Source organism: Bradyrhizobium sp. CCGB20 (genome assembly GCF_024199855.1).
Taxonomy (GTDB): domain Bacteria; phylum Pseudomonadota; class Alphaproteobacteria; order Rhizobiales; family Xanthobacteraceae; genus Bradyrhizobium.
The window spans coordinates 4,691,025-4,707,100 of the sequence record NZ_JANADN010000001.1; the positions used below are offsets into that span (position 1 = coordinate 4,691,025).

15 protein-coding genes are annotated in these 16,076 nt (G+C 65.5%); 7 read left to right on the forward strand and 8 right to left on the reverse strand.

Annotation, left to right across the window (positions count from 1 at the left end):
- Positions 1–39 precede the first annotated feature (39 nt).
- Both NLM15_RS21735 and NLM15_RS21740 read left to right on the forward strand, forming a co-directional pair.
- A complete protein-coding gene (locus tag NLM15_RS21735) occupies positions 40–531 on the forward strand; it encodes an Lrp/AsnC family transcriptional regulator (protein WP_254124313.1) in 492 nt (163 codons plus the stop codon).
- A gap of 231 nt (positions 532–762) precedes the next feature.
- Positions 763–1,062, forward strand: coding sequence for a DUF3551 domain-containing protein (locus tag NLM15_RS21740; protein ID WP_254119254.1), 300 nt, complete (start codon positions 763–765; stop codon positions 1,060–1,062).
- Between the two features lie 96 nt (positions 1,063–1,158).
- Here NLM15_RS21740 and NLM15_RS21745 read toward each other — a convergent pair whose 3' ends face one another.
- A complete protein-coding gene (locus NLM15_RS21745) occupies positions 1,159–2,187 on the reverse strand; it encodes an AraC family transcriptional regulator (RefSeq protein ID WP_254119256.1) in 1,029 nt (342 codons plus the stop codon).
- 112 nt (positions 2,188–2,299) lie between these two features.
- Here NLM15_RS21745 and NLM15_RS21750 point away from each other — a divergent pair, with 112 nt between their 5' ends.
- From NLM15_RS21750 to NLM15_RS21765, 4 genes are read left to right on the forward strand one after another with little or no spacing between them, the layout of a single operon-like run.
- A complete protein-coding gene (locus NLM15_RS21750; RefSeq protein WP_254119258.1) occupies positions 2,300–3,472 on the forward strand; it encodes an acyl-CoA dehydrogenase family protein in 1,173 nt (390 codons plus the stop codon).
- Positions 3,473–3,496: 24 nt separating this feature from the next.
- Positions 3,497–5,101, forward strand: coding sequence for a carboxyl transferase domain-containing protein (locus NLM15_RS21755; protein WP_254119259.1), 1,605 nt, complete (start codon positions 3,497–3,499; stop codon positions 5,099–5,101).
- 4 nt (positions 5,102–5,105) lie between these two features.
- Positions 5,106–7,109 carry an acetyl/propionyl/methylcrotonyl-CoA carboxylase subunit alpha gene (locus tag NLM15_RS21760; protein WP_254119261.1) on the forward strand — a complete coding sequence of 668 codons (2,004 nt, stop codon included), beginning with the start codon at positions 5,106–5,108 and terminating at the stop codon, positions 7,107–7,109.
- 1 nt (position 7,110) lies between these two features.
- Positions 7,111–8,022, forward strand: coding sequence for a hydroxymethylglutaryl-CoA lyase (locus tag NLM15_RS21765; protein WP_254119262.1), 912 nt, complete (start codon positions 7,111–7,113; stop codon positions 8,020–8,022).
- 131 nt (positions 8,023–8,153) lie between these two features.
- Here NLM15_RS21765 and NLM15_RS21770 read toward each other — a convergent pair whose 3' ends face one another.
- From NLM15_RS21770 to NLM15_RS21785, 4 genes are all read right to left on the reverse strand, one after another.
- Positions 8,154–9,080, reverse strand: coding sequence for a dihydrodipicolinate synthase family protein (locus tag NLM15_RS21770; protein WP_179730528.1), 927 nt, complete (start codon positions 9,078–9,080; stop codon positions 8,154–8,156).
- A gap of 73 nt (positions 9,081–9,153) precedes the next feature.
- Positions 9,154–10,137 carry a TRAP transporter substrate-binding protein gene (locus NLM15_RS21775; RefSeq protein ID WP_254119264.1) on the reverse strand — a complete coding sequence of 328 codons (984 nt, stop codon included), beginning with the start codon at positions 10,135–10,137 and terminating at the stop codon, positions 9,154–9,156.
- A gap of 24 nt (positions 10,138–10,161) precedes the next feature.
- Complete coding sequence (locus NLM15_RS21780) at positions 10,162–11,427, reverse strand: TRAP transporter large permease (protein WP_254119266.1); 1,266 nt, start codon at positions 11,425–11,427, stop codon at positions 10,162–10,164.
- On the reverse strand, positions 11,427–12,035 hold the full coding sequence (locus NLM15_RS21785; protein WP_375166942.1) for a TRAP transporter small permease: 609 nt from the start codon (positions 12,033–12,035) through the stop codon (positions 11,427–11,429). Before NLM15_RS21785 ends, NLM15_RS21780 begins: the two co-directional genes overlap by 1 nt.
- A gap of 231 nt (positions 12,036–12,266) precedes the next feature.
- Between NLM15_RS21785 and NLM15_RS21790 the strand changes: the two genes are divergently transcribed.
- Positions 12,267–12,944 carry a GntR family transcriptional regulator gene (locus NLM15_RS21790; RefSeq protein ID WP_254119270.1) on the forward strand — a complete coding sequence of 226 codons (678 nt, stop codon included), beginning with the start codon at positions 12,267–12,269 and terminating at the stop codon, positions 12,942–12,944.
- 143 nt (positions 12,945–13,087) lie between these two features.
- Here the strand turns inward: NLM15_RS21790 and NLM15_RS21795 are convergent, their stop codons facing one another.
- Genes NLM15_RS21795 through dctP form a run of 3 tightly spaced genes read right to left on the reverse strand, consistent with a single transcriptional unit; the run spans position 13,088 to position 16,016 of the window.
- Entirely contained in the window at positions 13,088–14,446 is a 1,359-nt protein-coding gene (locus tag NLM15_RS21795) for a TRAP transporter large permease (RefSeq protein ID WP_254119271.1), read from the reverse strand.
- On the reverse strand, positions 14,443–14,997 hold the full coding sequence (locus NLM15_RS21800; protein WP_254119273.1) for a TRAP transporter small permease: 555 nt from the start codon (positions 14,995–14,997) through the stop codon (positions 14,443–14,445). Before NLM15_RS21800 ends, NLM15_RS21795 begins: the two co-directional genes overlap by 4 nt.
- The gene (gene dctP / locus NLM15_RS21805) at positions 14,994–16,016 is read right to left on the reverse strand and encodes a TRAP transporter substrate-binding protein DctP (protein ID WP_254119274.1); all 1,023 of its coding nucleotides are present in this window, start codon (positions 16,014–16,016) and stop codon (positions 14,994–14,996) included. Before dctP ends, NLM15_RS21800 begins: the two co-directional genes overlap by 4 nt.
- Between the last annotated feature and the right edge of the window lie 60 nt (positions 16,017–16,076).

The following is a 16,076-nucleotide window of genomic DNA, read 5'->3' on the forward strand; positions in this document are numbered from 1 at the left end:
TTCGCTGCCTCGCATGAGGCGACCATGGCGAGGTGGGGTATGGCGGGGCGTGATCAGCTCGACGGCATCGATCTGAAGATACTATCCGAGCTGCAGCAGGACGGGCGCGTTCGCAACAATGAGCTGGCGCTACGCGTCGGCGTCTCCGCGCCAAACTGCCTGCGGCGGCTGAAATCGCTGTTCAGCCGCGGCGTGATCCGGGCAGTCCGCGCCGTCATCGACGAGCGGCTGCTCGGCTATGAGGTGGTGTCGTTCGTCTCGATCCAGCTCGGCAGCCAGGCCCAGCCGGTGCTGGAGGCGTTCGAGAGCTCGATATCAGCGATCCCGCGCATCCAGCAGTGCTGGCGGATTTCGGGCGACACCGACTATCTGCTGAAATGCGTCGCGCCCAATGTCGAGAGCATGCGCCAGCAACTCCTGCATTTCGCCGCCATGCCTGATGTGAAGAACGTCCGCAGCTTCCCGGTGCTGGGTGTCGCGAAGGACGTGCCGCTTCCGTTGCAGGAGGGCATGGCGGCGGCAGCAGGATAGGGGGCTGCGCACTCCGGCCGTTGACCCGGCGACGATTTCACAAAAACCGAACTTGTGGCCTACTTATAGCTTAGCAACTCACCTAACTGTAACATGTGATTTAGGAAGCCCTGCGATGCGCTGGAACGTGATTGTCGGCTCGCGCGCCCGGCCTACATCCGGGGTGTGAACCTTGGCGTGCGTCCCATGCCGAGGACTCTTTTGTGGGACCCTGAGCTAGGAAAAGACAGCATGACCTCGACCTCGAAGACGTTCGTCGCCTCCGCTGCGACGCTGTTCGCCTCTGCGTTTCTCATGATGACCGCGCCCGCTGCCAAGGCCGACGACTTCTGCATCACCAACGGCGCCCAGGCCGCGCACGGTTGCGGCTATCCGACGATGGAAGCCTGCCGTCAGGCGGCCGGCGGCATCGGCGGCATGTGCTCGCAGAGCGGCGGCGCGAAGACCAGCAACGACGCGCTCGCGTTCCAGCCGAAGCAGACGCAGTCGCGCGGCAAGCATCGCTCGGGCGGCCAGACCAACTCGAACTAACGATAGAAGTCCCGTTTCTAGACTTTGCGGCCTCCGAGGTTCATCTCGGGGGCCGTTATTTTATGACAATCGGGCGACGGCGCGCGCGCGTGTGCCTCAGCGATACCGGCCGCGAAATTCGCGCGGGGAGGCGCCGGTCCAGGTGCGGAAGGCACGGGAAAAGCTCTTTTCGTTGCGGAAGCCGGCGATCTCCGCGATCCGCTTGATCGGGGCGCGTCCGCGCATCAGCTCCTGCTTGGCGAGCTCGAACTTTGCCTCTTCCTTGAGGTCGCGCAGCGAGGTCGCTTCCTCGCGCAGGCGGCGATGCATGGTGCGGGTGGAGAGCGCCAGCTCGCTCGCGACGTCTTCGGCGCCGAGGCTACGGCCGCGCGCGTTGCGCAGCACGCGGCGGACGCGCTCGACCAGCAGCCGGTCGCGCCGATAGGGCAGCACCGTCAGCCGCAACGCGCCCTTGAGCATGTTGTCGAGGTCTGCCGCGCTGCGCGTGAGCGGCAGCGAGAGATAATGCTTGTCGAAGATGATCGATGCGCACTTCGCGTCGAAGCGGATGTTCCGACTGAAGATGGTCGGATAGACCGAGACGTGGTCCGGCTCGGGGTACGGAAACTCCGCGGCGCGGAGCGCGATCCTGGAATCGACCGCCCAGCAGGAAAAGCCGAGCACGTAGCGGAGCAAGGTGACCAGGCAGAATTCGCGCAAAGGCCCGAGGTCACGCAACTCCCGGATGGAGACGATTGCGGTCTCCTCGCCGACCGCGAGATCGAGCAGCACGTCCTCGGTCAGCAGGCGGTGATGCCGGCACCAGCGTTTTAGCGCGACTTCGAGCGTGGGGGCTGTGATCGAGGCGCGGCACAGCATGCCGTAGGTGCCGAACGGCAGCCGGCGCGAGAACCAGCCGAGCGCCTCGTCGTCGAGCTCGCGCATGGCGTGGCCCGCCAGGGCCTCGAACTGGGCGGCCGTGACCCGCCCATCCGGAGAATTGACAAGGTCTGGCGGTACCTGGCCCCGGCTCAGCGCCTCCGCCGGATCGCGGCCATAGCGTTCGTAAGCGGCAATTACGCCGCGGACGAAGGCGGCAGGGGTCACGGCGCGGCGCGGGATCGCGGTGGCGACTTGGAACGGCATCGGAAATCCTTTGGGAAAATCCTCGCCAAGTTTGGCGGAAAATGCAACCTTTTCGACCGCAAGAGGGCCAGGACCCCGCTAGGTTCGGTCCCCAAAATACGGAGGAATCGCCGTGAACATCCCGAGCATCGATTTCGATCTGGGCGAAGACATCAGCATGCTGCGCGACACGCTTCGCGACTTCGTGGAGGCGGAGATCGCCCCGCGCGCGGCCGAGATCGAGAAGGCCAATCTGTTCCCTGCCGACCTCTGGAAGCGCTTTGGCGACCTCGGCCTGCTCGGCATGACCGCGCCGGAGCAATATGGCGGCTCCAACATGGGCTATCTCGCCCATATCGTTGCCATGGAAGAGATTTCGCGGGGCTCGGCCGCCGTCGGGCTGTCCTACGGCGCCCATTCCAACCTCTGCGTCAACCAGATCCGCCGCAACGGCAACGACGCGCAGCGCCAGCGCTATCTGCCGAAGCTGATCTCCGGCGAGCATGTCGGCGCGCTGGCGATGTCCGAGCCCGGCGCCGGCTCCGACGTCGTCTCGATGAAGCTGCGCGCCGACAAGCGCGGCGACCGCTATGTGCTCAACGGCTCCAAGATGTGGATCACCAATGGCGGCGACGCCGACGTGCTGGTGGTCTACGCCAAGACCGATCCGGCAGCGGGACCGCGCGGCATGACCGCGTTCCTGATCGAGAGAGGTTTCAAGGGGTTCACCCACGGCCACCATCTCGACAAGCTCGGCATGCGCGGCTCCAACACCTATCCCTTGTTCTTCGACGAATGCGAGGTGCCCGAGGAGAACGTGCTCGGCAAGGTCGGCGAGGGCGTCAAGGTGCTGATGTCCGGCCTCGACTATGAGCGCGCGGTGCTCTCGGGCGGCCCGCTCGGCATCATGGCGGCCTGCATGGACGCGGTGGTGCCCTACATGCACGAGCGCAAGCAGTTCGGCCAGCCGATCGGCGATTTCCAGCTGATGCAGGGCAAGCTCGCCGACATGTATGCGACCTGGCAGGCTACGCGCGCCTATGTCTATGCCGTCGGGCGGGCCTGCGACCGCGCCGACCACGCGCGCACGCTGCGCAAGGATTCCGCCGCCGCGATCCTCTATTCCGCGGAGAAGGCGACATGGATGGCCGGCGAGGCGATCCAGGCGCTCGGCGGCGTCGGTTATACATCCGAATTTCCGGTCGGACGGCTCTGGCGCGATGCAAAGCTCTACGAGATCGGCGCCGGCACTTCGGAGGTTCGGCGCATGCTGATCGGCCGCGAACTGATGGCCGAGACGGCTTAAGACCTTCACCTGATTGGAATCAACATGCCGCTCCATTCCAGCATCGATACGTCTTCATCCGACTTTGCGCGCAACTCCGAGGCCATGCGCACCCTCGTCGCGGATTTGCGCGAAAAGCTCGCCCAAGTCGCCGGCGGCGGCGGCGAGGCCTCGCGCAGCCGCCACACCGCGCGCGGCAAGATGCTGGCGCGCGAGCGCGTCGATCTGCTGATCGATCCCGGCACCTCGTTCATGGAGCTGTCGCCGCTTGCGGCCTATGGCCTCTACGGCGGCGACGTGCATTCGGCGAGCGTCGTCACCGGTGTGGGCCGCATCTCGGGCCGCGAATGCGTGATCGTCGCCAACGACGCCACCATCAAGGGCGGCACCTACTATCCGATGACGGTGAAGAAGCATCTGCGCGCCCAGGACGTGGCGCGGCAGAACAACCTTCCCTGCGTCTACATGGTGGATTCCGGCGGCGCTTTCCTGCCGCTCCAGGACGAGATCTTTCCGGACGAGCGGCATTTCGGCCGCATCTTCTACAATCAGGCGCAGATGTCGTCGCAGGGCATCCCGCAGATCGCGATCGTGATGGGCTCCTGCACCGCCGGCGGCGCCTATGTCCCCGCGATGTCGGACGAGAGCATCATCGTGCGCAACCAGGGCACCATCTTCCTCGGCGGCCCGCCGCTGGTGAAGGCCGCGACCGGCGAGGTCGTGAGTGCGGAGGAGCTCGGCGGCGCCGACGTGCATTCGCGCCAGTCCGGCGTGACCGACCACTACGCCCAGAACGACGCCCATGCGATCGGCATCGCCCGGCGCATCGTCGGCACGCTGAAGCCGTCGGCGCGGCCGAACCTCAACATGCATCCGCCGCGTGATCCCCTGTTTGCGGCGGAGGAGATTTATGGCGTGGTGCCGGTCGACGGACGCAAGCCGTTCGACGTGCGCGACATCATCGCGCGCGTCGTCGACGGCTCCGAGTTCGACGAATTCAAGAAGCTCTATGGCACGACGCTGGTGTGCGGCTTCGCCCACATCTGGGGCTATCCGGTCGGCATCATCGCCAACAACGGCATCCTGTTCAGCGAGAGCTCGCTGAAGGGCGCGCACTTCATCGAGCTGTGCTGCCAGCGCGGCATTCCGCTGGTGTTCCTGCAGAACATCACCGGCTTCATGGTCGGCAAGAAGTACGAGGCGGGCGGCATCGCGCGCGATGGCGCCAAGCTGGTGACGGCGGTCGCAACCGCGTCGGTGCCGAAATTCACCGTCGTGATCGGCGGCTCCTACGGCGCCGGCAATTATGGCATGTGCGGCCGCGCCTACTCGCCGCGCTTCCTCTGGATGTGGCCGAACGCACGCATCTCGGTGATGGGCGGCGAGCAGGCCTCGATGGTGCTGAGCCAGGTCCGCCGCGACAATATCGAGGCCAAGGGCGATAGCTGGTCGAAGGAAGAGGAAGAGACATTCCGCAGCCCGATCCGCGCGCAATATGAGAGCCAGGGGCATCCGTACTACGCCACCGCGCGATTGTGGGACGACGGCGTGATCGACCCGGCCGACACCCGGCTCGTGCTCGGACTCGGCCTCTCGGCGGCGTCGAATGCGCCGATCGAACCGACGAAATTCGGCCTGTTCAGGATGTGATGCGATGGACCGCTCAAAGCTCTACCGCCGTTTTCGCACGCTCCTCATCGCCAACCGCGGCGAGATCGCCTGCCGCGTCATCCGCACCGCGCGCGCCATGGGCCTGCGCACGGTCGCGGTCTATTCCGAGGCCGACCGCGACGCGATGCATGTCGCGCTCGCGGATGAAGCCGTGCTGCTCGGGCCCGCGCGTGCCCGCGACAGCTATCTCAATGTCGAGCGGCTGATCGAGGCCGCCCGCAAGACCGGCGCCGAAGCCGTGCACCCGGGCTACGGCTTCCTGTCGGAGAATGCCGAGTTTGCGCACGCCTGCCTCGATGCGGGTCTGGTCTTCGTCGGCCCGACCGCCGGGATGATGACCGCGATGGGCTCGAAATCCGGCTCCAAGGCGCTGATGGAGAAGGCCGGCGTACCGCTGGTACCGGGCTATCACGGCGAGGCCCAGGATGACGCCACGCTGTCGAAGGCGGCGGACAAGATCGGCTTCCCCATCCTGGTAAAGGCGTCCGCCGGCGGCGGCGGCCGTGGCATGCGGATCGTTCGCTCTGCCGCCGAGCTTGGGCCGGCGATCGTCAGCGCCAAGCGCGAGGCCAAGGCCGCGTTCGGCGACGATCGCATGCTGATCGAGAAATATGTCGACAATCCCCGTCACATCGAGGTGCAGATCATCGGCGACAGCCACGGCAATCTGCTGTCGCTGTTCGAGCGCGAGTGCACGCTGCAACGCCGGCACCAGAAGGTGATCGAGGAAGCGCCGTCGCCGACGCTCAATGCCAGCCAGCGCGAGACCGTCTGTGCCGCCGCGCGCAAGGCGGCGGGCGCGGTGGACTATGTCGGCGCCGGCACCATCGAGTTCGTCTCCGACGGCAAGGACGTGTTCTTCATCGAGATGAACACGCGTCTCCAGGTCGAGCATCCCGTGACCGAGCTGATCACCGGGATCGATCTCGTTGAATGGCAGCTGCGCGTCGCCTTCGGCGAGGCGCTGCCGATGAAGCAGGACGAGATCAAGCTCAACGGCCATGCCGTCGAGGCGCGCGTCTATGCCGAGAACCCCACGAAGAACTTCATGCCGTCGGTCGGCAAGATCTCGACCTGGCGCCTGCCGGCGGAGACCGGCGGCCTACGCATCGATGCCGGCTATCGCGAGGGAGACAGCGTCTCGCCGTACTACGACGCCATGCTCGCCAAGATGATCGCATGGGCGCCGACGCGCGACGTCGCGATCGAGCGGCTGAACCGGGGGCTGGAGGAGTCCGACGTTCGCGGCATCGTCACCAACATTCCGTTCCTGTCGGCGCTGATGACGCATCCGAAGGTGCGGACGAATGCGATCGACACCGGCTTCATCGAGCGCGAGCTGGCGTTCCTGACTTCGGCCGCGCCTGCGCCCGGCGAGCTCGAGCTCTGTGCCGCGGTGGCCGCCATCGTCGATGACGAGCGGCAGGCCGCGCAAGGCGGCGCGAATTCGCCCTGGCAAACTTTCGGCTGGCAGCCGGTCGGCCGCCGCCAGCGCAGCTTCGCCTTCCGCGTCGGACATGGGCCGGAGCAGAAGATCACGCTGAACTACGGCAGCGGGCCGTCGACACTGGTGATCGGCGGCCGCGAGCTGGCGTTCGCGATTGCGCCGAAGGTTGGCGGCTTCGACCTGACGCTCGATGGCGTCAAATCCGCGGTCGCGGCGGTGATCTCCGGCCATGAGCTGTACCTGCGCACGCGCAACGGCCGCTTCGACCTGCACTGGGTCGATCCGTTCGGCGGCGAGAGCGAGGAGCAGACCGGCGAGGACAAGATCGCAGCGCCCTTGCCCGGTACGGTCGTCGCCGTGCTGGCCGAGGAGGGCGCCAGGCTCGAGAAGGGCGCGCCGATCCTCACCCTGGAAGTGATGAAGATGGAGCAGACGCTGCGCGCGCCTTATGCCGGCGTGCTGAAATCCATCAAGTGCAAGGTCGGCGACATCGTCCAGGAGGGCGTCGAGCTTGCCGTGGTCGAGCCTTCCGGAGAATGACATGAGCGACCCCGTCCGCATCATCGAAATGGGGCCGCGCGACGGCCTCCAGAACGAGAAGACACCTGTGAGCGTCGAGGCTCGCATCGCTTTCATCGAGGCGCTGGTCGCGGCCGGCCTCGATACGGTCGAGGTCGGCGCCTTTGTCTCGCCGAAGGCGATCCCGCAAATGGCGAGTTCGGACGCCGTGCTGCGCGGCGTCAGCCACATCAAGGACGCCGAGTTCCACGTGCTGGTGCCGAACGAGAAGGGCTATGACGCCGCGCGCGCTGCGGGCGCGAAGGTCGTCTCGGTGTTCGCGGCGGCCTCGGAAGGGTTTTCGCGGGCCAATATCAATTGCACGGTCTCGGAGTCGATCGAGCGATTCAAGCCGGTGCTGACGCGCGCCAAGGCCGATGGCATTCCCGTGCGTGGCTATATCTCCTGCGTGCTCGGCTGCCCGTTCGACGGCGAGATCAAGCCGAAGGCGGTTGCCGACCTCGCGAGCACGCTGTGGGAGCTCGGCTGCTACGAGATCTCGCTCGGCGACACCATCGGCGTCGGCACGCCCGACAAGGCGAAGGAGATGTTGCGCGCGGTCGGCGCCAACATCCCGCCCGCCAAGCTCGCGATGCATTTCCACGACACCTACGGCCAGGCGCTCGCCAATCTCTATGCCGGCCTGGAGCAGGGCGTTCGCGTCATCGACGCCGCCGCCGGCGGCCTCGGCGGCTGCCCCTACGCGCCGGGCGCGACCGGAAACGTCGCGACCGAGGATGTCGTCTACATGCTCGAAGGCATGGGCGTCAGGACCGGCGTCGACATGGAAAGGCTGCTGGCGGCCACGAACGAGATGAGCGGCGTGCTCGGCAAGCCGCCCGTGAGCCGCGTGGCGTCCGCGCTGAATGCGAAGAAGAAGCGGGCTGCTTCGTAGCTTTGTAGGCTGGGTTAGCCCTGCGGACTGCGCGTAGCGCAGACCGCTTGGCGTAACCCACCACTTCTCGTTCCGCGGTCGCAAAGTTGGTGGGTTACGCCTTCGGCTAACCCACCCTACGAAACCTGTTTTCAGGCTGCCTTCAGGCCCACGTCCGGCAGGCGTGGCCGGCTCTTGAGCGCCTTGGCCATCATGGCCTCGACCTCGGCCTTTTCCTGCGGCAGCAGCGCCAGGCGCGGCGGGCGCGTCAGCGCGGTGCCGCGCCCCATGATGTGCTCGCACAGCTTGATGCACTGGACGAGGTCCGGGCGGGCGTCGAGATGCAGCAGCGGCATGAACCATTCGTAGATCGGCATCGCCTCGGCAAAGCGTCCCGCCTTGGCGAGGCGGAACAGCGTCTCGCCCTCGCGCGGGAACGCGTTCGACATGCCGGAGACCCAGCCCACGGCGCCCATGGCGATGCTCTCGACGATGACGTCATCCAGCCCTGCGAACAGCACGAAGCGGTCGCCGACCATGTTGCGGGTGTCGATGAAGCGGCGCGTGTCGCCGGAGGAATCCTTGAAGCAGACGACGGTTTCGACGTCGGCGAGCGAGGCGAGGATGTCGGGCGTGACGTCGTTCTTGTAGATCGGCGGATTGTTGTAGAGCATCACGGGAAGGTCGGTCGCGCTGGCGACGGCGCGGAAATGCGCGGCGGTCTCGTGCGGCTTGGACGAATAGACCAAAGCCGGCATCACCATCACGCCGTCGATGCCGACGCGCGCGGCTTCCTTCGCCGTTTCGACCGCGAATGCCGTAGTGAATTCGGCGATGCCGCACAGCACGGGCACGCGGCCCGCAGCGACGGACTTGGCCGTCTCCATGATCGCAACCTTCTCCTTGCGCTCCAGCGAGGTGTTCTCGCCGACGGAGCCGCAGACGATCAGGCCGGAGACGCCGTCGCGGATCAGCCCGTCCATCACTTTCGCAGTCGCGTCGATGTCGAGCGAGAGATCGTCGTGGAATTGCGTGGTGACGGCCGGGAAGACGCCTTCCCAGGAAACGCGGCGGCTCATGGTTTTCACTCCAGGTGTATTGCCGGCGGGGGGCTGGATCCGCCGGTAGTTAGGAACAGGATGGCTGGTGGGGTCAGAGCGTGGCGCCGACCTTGCGCAGTTCGGCGAGGACAGGTGCCTTCGGCAGCCAGATCTTGTCGAACTCGGCGATGACGGCCTCGGTGTCGCCCGCCGGGACCTGGCGGATCGGGATCGGCGCGTTCTTGAAATTCTCGATCAGTGCCGGCTCGTTGCCGGCGAGCTCGTCGATCTGCGCGTCGAGCGTCGCCTTCACCGTCTTGGCGATCAGCTCGCGGTCGGCCGCGGGGAGCGACTGCCAGACCCGGCCCGAGACGACCGCGGCCATCGGCATGAAGACGGCATTCATCTGAAGGATCACCTTCGACACCTTGTCGAAGCGCTGGTTCCAGGAGAATTCGAGATCGGCCTCGAGGCCGTCGACCTGACCGTTCGCCATCGCGTCGAACACCTGCGGCGTCGGGATCGGCGTCGGCGCGGCGCCCAGCGAGGAATAGAAATCGCGGTAGACCGGCGTCGGGTTGATACGCAGCTTCATGCCCTTGATGTCGGCGAGCGAATTCAAATCCTTCGACGAGAACACCGCGCGCATGCCGGTGATGCCCCAGCCGAGCCCGATCGTTCCGGTCTCCTGCGGCAGGACCTCGAACAGTTTCACCGCCGCCGGATGCCGCACGAATTTGGCGACCGCGGGCGTCGAGCGGACGATATAGGGCGCGTTGATTGCGGCGATGTGCGGCACGCGCGAGCCGAGCTCGGCGGCCTGGATGAAGCCCATGTCGAGCGCGCCGGACTGCAATTGCTGCATCATCGCCGGCTCGTTGCCGAGCTGGCCGGAGTGGAACACGGTCAGGCTCAGGCGGCCGCTGGTGGCGGCCTTGAGATCGTCGCCGAATTTGAGCGCGGCCTTGTTCCAGGAGTGGCCGTTCGGCGTGATCAGGCCGAGGCGGAATTCCTTGGCCTGGGCGAGCGCGAGCGACGGCGCAAACACCGATGCGGCGGCGCTGGCGGCGAGAAAGCGGCGGCGTGAAAGCGGCATGGTCGGGCTTCCTTCTGGACGGGCCTATTTGATGAGGATCAGCGAGAGCGAGGGATAGAGCGAGAGCAGCACGAGCAGGACGCAGGAGATGACGAAGAACGGCAGCGTCACCATGAACATCTTGCCGGGCTTGGCGCCGGTGACGGCGGCTGCAACGAAGAAGCAGAGCCCGACCGGCGGCGACAGCAGGCCGAGCACGAGGTTAATCACCACCACGACGCCGAAATGCCGGGGGTCGATGTGGTAGACATCGGTTGCGACCGGCAGCAGGATCGGCACCGTCATGATCAGGCCGGGGATGCCGTCGATCACCGTGCCGATGATCAGCAGGATGACGTTGCAGATCAGCATGAAGCTGACCGGGTCCCTGGCGACGGACTGGATCCAGCCGGCGGTTTCCTGCGGCACCTTGCCGAAGATCAGGACCCAGGAAAACACGGCGGCGGCCGCCACCAGGAACAGCACGATCGCCGAATAGATCGCGCTGCGCAGCATCATCTGCGGCAGCTGCGAGAACTCGAATTCCCTGGTCCAGTATTTTCCGACGAGCGCGGCGGCGACCGCGCCGACGGCGGCCGATTCCGTCGCGTTGGCGAGCCCACTGAGGATGGTGCCGACGATGACGATCGGAATCAACAGGGTGGGTGACGTCCGCAGGATTGTCGTGACGCGCTGGCGCGGCGTCTGATAGTCCGCGCGTGGGTAATTGTAGACGTAGCCCATCAGCGCGATGACGAGGCAGAACATCACGGTGAGGATCACGCCCGGCACGATGCCGGCGATCAGCATGTCGCTGACCGAGACCTGCGCGAGCACGCTGTAGACCACGAACATCACCGACGGCGGGATGATCGGGCCGAGCATGCCGCCATAGGCGGTCAGGCCCGCCGCGAAGGTCTTGTCGTAGCCCTTCTTCTCCATCTCCGGCACCATGATCTGGGCCATGATCGCGACCTGCGCGGTCGCCGATCCCAGGATCGAGGAGATGAACATGTTGGCGAGGATGTTGACGTAGGCGAGCCCGCCCTTGAGCGAGCCGACGAACGCCATCGCCATGTCGACGATGCGCCGCGTGATGCCGCCGCCATTCATGATCTCGCCGATCAGGATGAACAGCGGGATGGCGATCAGGCCATAGCTGTCGACACCGCCGAACAGCTGGAGCGGATAGGACTGGAACAGCACCGGATTGCCTGATGCCGCGATATAGACGAGGCCGGCGAGGCATAGGCAGAGGCCGATCGGCACGCCGACCAGCATGATCGCGACGAAGGCGGCCGACGTGATCATCAGTTGACCCCGTCGAGTTCGGAGAGCTGGAAGCCCTTCGGCGGCGTGCGCGGGACCAGCTCGAGATCTTCCAGCAGATTGGCGAGACCGTGAACGGTCATCGACACCGCGAAGATCGGCAGCGTCAGATAGAGCACCCAGGTCGGCCAGTTCAGCGTCTGGGTGTGCTCGGTGTAGAGGAAGTTGAAGGTTTCGGCGGCGAGCTTGCGCCCGTCGAAGCCGGCGCGGGCAAGGCCAATCGGATCCATCCAGAGCACGCAGGTGACGATCAAGGCGACGCCGAACACGACGACGAGGCCGGTCGAGATCACCTTTGCAACCTTCTGATGCTGCGGCGAGAGACGCTCGGTGAGCATCGTCACCGCGAAATCGAGCCGCAGCCGTGTCATTGCGGAGGCGCCGACGAAGGTCAGCCAGACCACGCAATAGACCGCGGATTCGTCGATCCAGTAGATCGGGAAGCGCGCGTAGCGGGTAACGACGTTCACCAGGATCAGGCCGGTGAGCAGGTACATCAGGCCCATCAGCGCGACGCGTTCGACGGCGAGCAGGGCGCTGGACGCGCGGACGATCAAGCGTCGAACGCTGAATGCGGGCGTGGCCGGCATCGTCTGCTCGATCATGAAAGAGGCCCCAACCCCTGAGAATTGTCGTGCTAAAGTCAAATGTATAATTTATACATTTTGGGTGTCAAACAGAGATTGCGGTCATTTCGGCGGCAGGACGCGCTTTTGCTGGGCACACGGCTTGTGGGGCTATTTGGCTTTTGCCGGGCGCCTCACCATGCAAGAGAGGGACCGCTTCACGCCGATGAGTCGGGAAGGACAACGGAAGGTCAGATGAAACAGCCTCTGAAGCATCGTACGCTGTCGGCTGCGATCGTGGACCAGCTCCGGCAGGCGATCCTCGACGGCACCTATCCGGCAGGCTATCAGCTGCGCCAGGATGCACTCGGCGAGGCCTACGGCGTCAGCCGCATCCCCGTGCGCGAGGCGCTGTTCCAGCTCGAGGCCGAAGGCCTGGTGCGGATCGTGCCGCAGAAGGGCGCCATTGTTTCTGAACTGTCGCTGGACGAAATCAACGACGTGTTCGACCTGCGCTGCATCCTGGAGCCGCGCCTGCTGGCGCAGTCGGCGCCGGGTTTCTCCGCGGACGATTTCGATGCGCTCGACGACATCCACAGGCAGTTCGAGAAGGCAATCAAGGCGAAGAATGTCAGCGACTGGGGGCAGCTCAACGCCGACTTCCACCTGGCGCTCTACATGCACGCCCCGCAGCCGCGCACGCGCGCGATCGTGCTGTCATTGCTCCAGACCAGCGACCGCTACACGCGCCTCCAGCTCTCCAACACCAAGGCGATGGGCACTGCCGAGAAGGAGCACGCCCATCTGATCGCGCTCTGCCGCGCGCAGAAGGTCGAGGAAGCCTGCCGGTTTTTGGAACGGCATATCGAGGCCGTGCGCAAGGATCTGCTGCAGGTGGTGGCGATCGCACCGCGGTCGCGGCGAAAGAGCTAGTGGTAGGAATCGTAGGGTGGGTTGGCCTTGCGGCTGCGCAAAGCGCAGTCGGAAGGCGTAACCCACCGCTGTTTGTCTCCAAGGAAACAGAAAAGGTGGATTACGCCTTCGGCTAATCCACCCTACGGCAGTTGTGATTGCCGCTACCTGCTCCCGTCCGGCCCCATCACCAGATCCGGCAGCCCGGTCGAGATCTCGGGCACGAAGCACAGCAGCAGCACCGCGAGCATCATCAGGAGCACGAAGGGCAGGGTGCCCCAGATCACCTCGCGCAGGGGAATATCCGGCGCGACGTTGCGGATGACGAAGATGTTGAGGCCGACGGGGGGATGGATCAGCCCCATCTCCATCACGATGGTCATGACGACGCCGAACCAGATGATGTCGAAATTGGCGGCGCGGAGCGGCGGCAGGATGATCGGCGCGGTCATTAGGATGATCGACACCGGCGGCAGGAAGAAGCCGAGCACGACCACCATGACGAGGATCGCGAACAGCAATTCCCAGCGCGGCAGGTGCATCGCGACGATGGATTCGGCGACCGATTGCGAGATGTGCAGATAGCTCATCACGTAGGAATAGAGCAGCGACATGCCGATGATCATCATCAGCATGGTCGATTCCCGGATCGTCGATTTCATGATCGGGGCGAGGTCGCTCGGCCGCCACACGCTGTAGATCGCCGCGATCAGCGCCAGCGCCAGCAAGCCGCCGAGGCCGGCGGTCTCCGACGGCGTGGCGTAGCCGCCATAGAGCGCGATCATGACGCCGGTGAGCAGCAGCACGAAGGGGATCACGCGCGGCAGCACGCTGAAGCGTTCGGCGAGCGTGTACTCGTCGCGGGCGAGGATCGCAGCCTCGGGGCCGCCATTCTTGAAGACTGCTTCGGCAGCGGCATACTCCCGGCGGAATCGGTACACCGCATAGAAGCCGAACAGCGAGACCAGCAGCAGGCCGGGGCCGATACCGGCCAGGAACAGCCGGCCGAGCGATTTTTCGGCGGCGACCGCGAACAGGATCATGGTGATCGAGGGCGGCAGCAGAATCCCGAGCGTGCCGCCGGCCGCGATGATGCCGGCGGCGAACCCGCCGGAATAGCCGCGCTTGCGCATCTCGGGGATGCCGGCCGATCCGATCGCCGAACAGGTCGCTGGGCTCGAGCCCGCCATCGCCGCAAACAGCGCGCAGGCGAACACGTTGGCGACGCCGAGGCCGCCGGGGACGCGATGCAGCCAGGCATGCAGGGCCGAATAGAGATCCTGGCCAGCGCGCGATTTGCCGATCGCGGCGCCCTTCAGGATGAAGAGCGGGATCGACAGCAGCGTGATCGAGGCCATCTCCTCGTAGACGTTCTGGGTCACCGTATCCAGCGAGGCGGCGGGCATGTAGATGCCCATGAACACGACCGCGACGGCACCGAGAGCGAATGCGATCGGCATGCCCGAGAACATGATGACCAGCGTCGCGATTCCGTAGGCGAGGCCGATACCGAAAACGCTCATGGACGCCTGGCTCCTGCGAAAGGCAGCGCAAGCTGCACGAGGATCTGGACGCAGAGCAGGCTCATCCCCAGCGCCATCAGCGAGTAGGGAATGGCGAGCGGCGGCGACCACATCGAGTTCGAGACCTGGCCGTCGACATAGGCTTCATGAGCCAGCGTCCAGGACTTCCAGGTGAAGAAGGCGCAGAACAGGAATGTCGCGACATCGACCAGCCAGAGTCTGATCCGGTTCGCGAGCGGCGACAGCAGGCCGACAAAGGCCTCGATGCCGATATGGCCGCGGTTCTGCTGCACATAGGCCGCCGTCATGAAGGTGGCGCCGACCAGGAGGAACACAGCGGCCTCGTCCTGCCAGTAATTGGCGGCCTTGAACAGCGCGCGGCTGAGCACGCTGTAGCTCAGGATGGCGCAGGCCGCGACCAGCGCGATCGCGGCGAACACCACGATGATGCTGTTGAGGATGGCGAGACTGCGATCGATCGCCGCCGCAAGGCCGGTCCTTGCGGCAGCGGTCTCGAGGTCATCACGATCCGGAAGCGGACCGTGGCTCATGCCGCGACGTCTGTGGCGAGCTTGAGCAAATTCGCCGCGGTCGCGGTCTTGGCGCTGTAGTCCTTCCACGCGGTGTCGCGGGCGATGTCGCGCCACTTGCCGACGGTGGCGGCGTCGAGCGCCGAGACCTTGGCGCCGGCCTTCTCGTAGACCTTGGCGACCTCGACGTCGTCATCCTGCGCGCCCTTGCGGCCGAAGGCCTCGAGCTCGGTGCCGACGGTGAGCAGGATGTCCTGCTGGTTCTTCGGCAGCTTGTCGAAGATCGCCTTCGACATCATCAGCGGCTCGAGCATGAACCAGTAGGAGGCGCCCGCGCCCGAGGTCAACGACTTCGCGACCTCTTCGAGCCGGAACGAGATCAGGCTGGTCGAGGAGGTGATGCCGGCATCGCAGGCGCCAGTCTGCATCGCTGCGTAGATTTCGTTCGAGGGCACCGACAGCACCGAGGCGCCCGCGGTCTGCAGCACCATGTCCATCTCGCGCGAGCCGCCGCGCACCTTCATGCCCTTGGCGTCTTCGGGCGCGACGATCGGCTTGGAGCGGCTGGCAACGCCGCCGGCCTGCCAGACCCAGGTGAGCAGGATGATGCCCTTGTCGGCGAGGAAGTCCGTCAGCGCCTTGCCGACCGGCTCCTTCTTCCAGCGCAGGCCCTGGTCGTAGGTGGTCACGAGGCCCGGCATCAGGCCGATATTGGTCTCCGGCAATTCGCCGCCGGCGTAAGGCATCGGATAGAGGCTGATGTCGAGCGCGCCCTTGCGCATCGCGGAGAACTGCGCGTTGGTCTTGATCAGCGAGGAGTTGGGATAGATCTCCGCGGAGATGTCGCCCTTGCTGCGCTTGGCGACTTCGGCGGCGAACATGCGGCAGAGGCGGTCGCGGAAATCGCCCTTGTCGATGGTGCCGCCCGGGAATTGATGCGAGATCTTCAGCGTGGTCGCGGCATGCGCGGTACCGGTGCCGAAGCGGAGAATGGCGGGTGCGGCGACGGCGGTCGCGATCAGGTGACGGCGCGTGAGCATGGTGTGATCCCCTTGGACTGGTCTTTCGACTGTTCTTGTTGGTGTGATTGGGTCAAGTCT

Bases quoted from the DNA above. Each gene is read 5' to 3' on its own strand.
- NLM15_RS21735 (WP_254124313.1), top strand. From the start codon at position 40: ATGGCGGGGCGTGATCAGCTCGACGGCATCGATCTGAAGATACTATCC.
- NLM15_RS21800 (WP_254119273.1), bottom strand. From the start codon at position 14,997: ATGAGCCACGGTCCGCTTCCGGATCGTGATGACCTCGAGACCGCTGCC.
- dctP (WP_254119274.1), bottom strand. From the start codon at position 16,016: ATGCTCACGCGCCGTCACCTGATCGCGACCGCCGTCGCCGCACCCGCC.
- NLM15_RS21780 (WP_254119266.1), bottom strand. From the start codon at position 11,427: ATGATCACGTCGGCCGCCTTCGTCGCGATCATGCTGGTCGGCGTGCCG.
- NLM15_RS21770 (WP_179730528.1), bottom strand. From the start codon at position 9,080: ATGAGCCGCCGCGTTTCCTGGGAAGGCGTCTTCCCGGCCGTCACCACG.
- NLM15_RS21790 (WP_254119270.1), top strand. From the start codon at position 12,267: ATGAAACAGCCTCTGAAGCATCGTACGCTGTCGGCTGCGATCGTGGAC.
- NLM15_RS21760 (WP_254119261.1), top strand. From the start codon at position 5,106: ATGGACCGCTCAAAGCTCTACCGCCGTTTTCGCACGCTCCTCATCGCC.
- NLM15_RS21740 (WP_254119254.1), top strand. From the start codon at position 763: ATGACCTCGACCTCGAAGACGTTCGTCGCCTCCGCTGCGACGCTGTTC.
- NLM15_RS21775 (WP_254119264.1), bottom strand. From the start codon at position 10,137: ATGCCGCTTTCACGCCGCCGCTTTCTCGCCGCCAGCGCCGCCGCATCG.
- NLM15_RS21765 (WP_254119262.1), top strand. From the start codon at position 7,111: ATGAGCGACCCCGTCCGCATCATCGAAATGGGGCCGCGCGACGGCCTC.
- NLM15_RS21755 (WP_254119259.1), top strand. From the start codon at position 3,497: ATGCCGCTCCATTCCAGCATCGATACGTCTTCATCCGACTTTGCGCGC.
- NLM15_RS21745 (WP_254119256.1), bottom strand. From the start codon at position 2,187: ATGCCGTTCCAAGTCGCCACCGCGATCCCGCGCCGCGCCGTGACCCCT.
- NLM15_RS21785 (WP_375166942.1), bottom strand. From the start codon at position 12,035: ATGCCGGCCACGCCCGCATTCAGCGTTCGACGCTTGATCGTCCGCGCG.
- NLM15_RS21795 (WP_254119271.1), bottom strand. From the start codon at position 14,446: ATGAGCGTTTTCGGTATCGGCCTCGCCTACGGAATCGCGACGCTGGTC.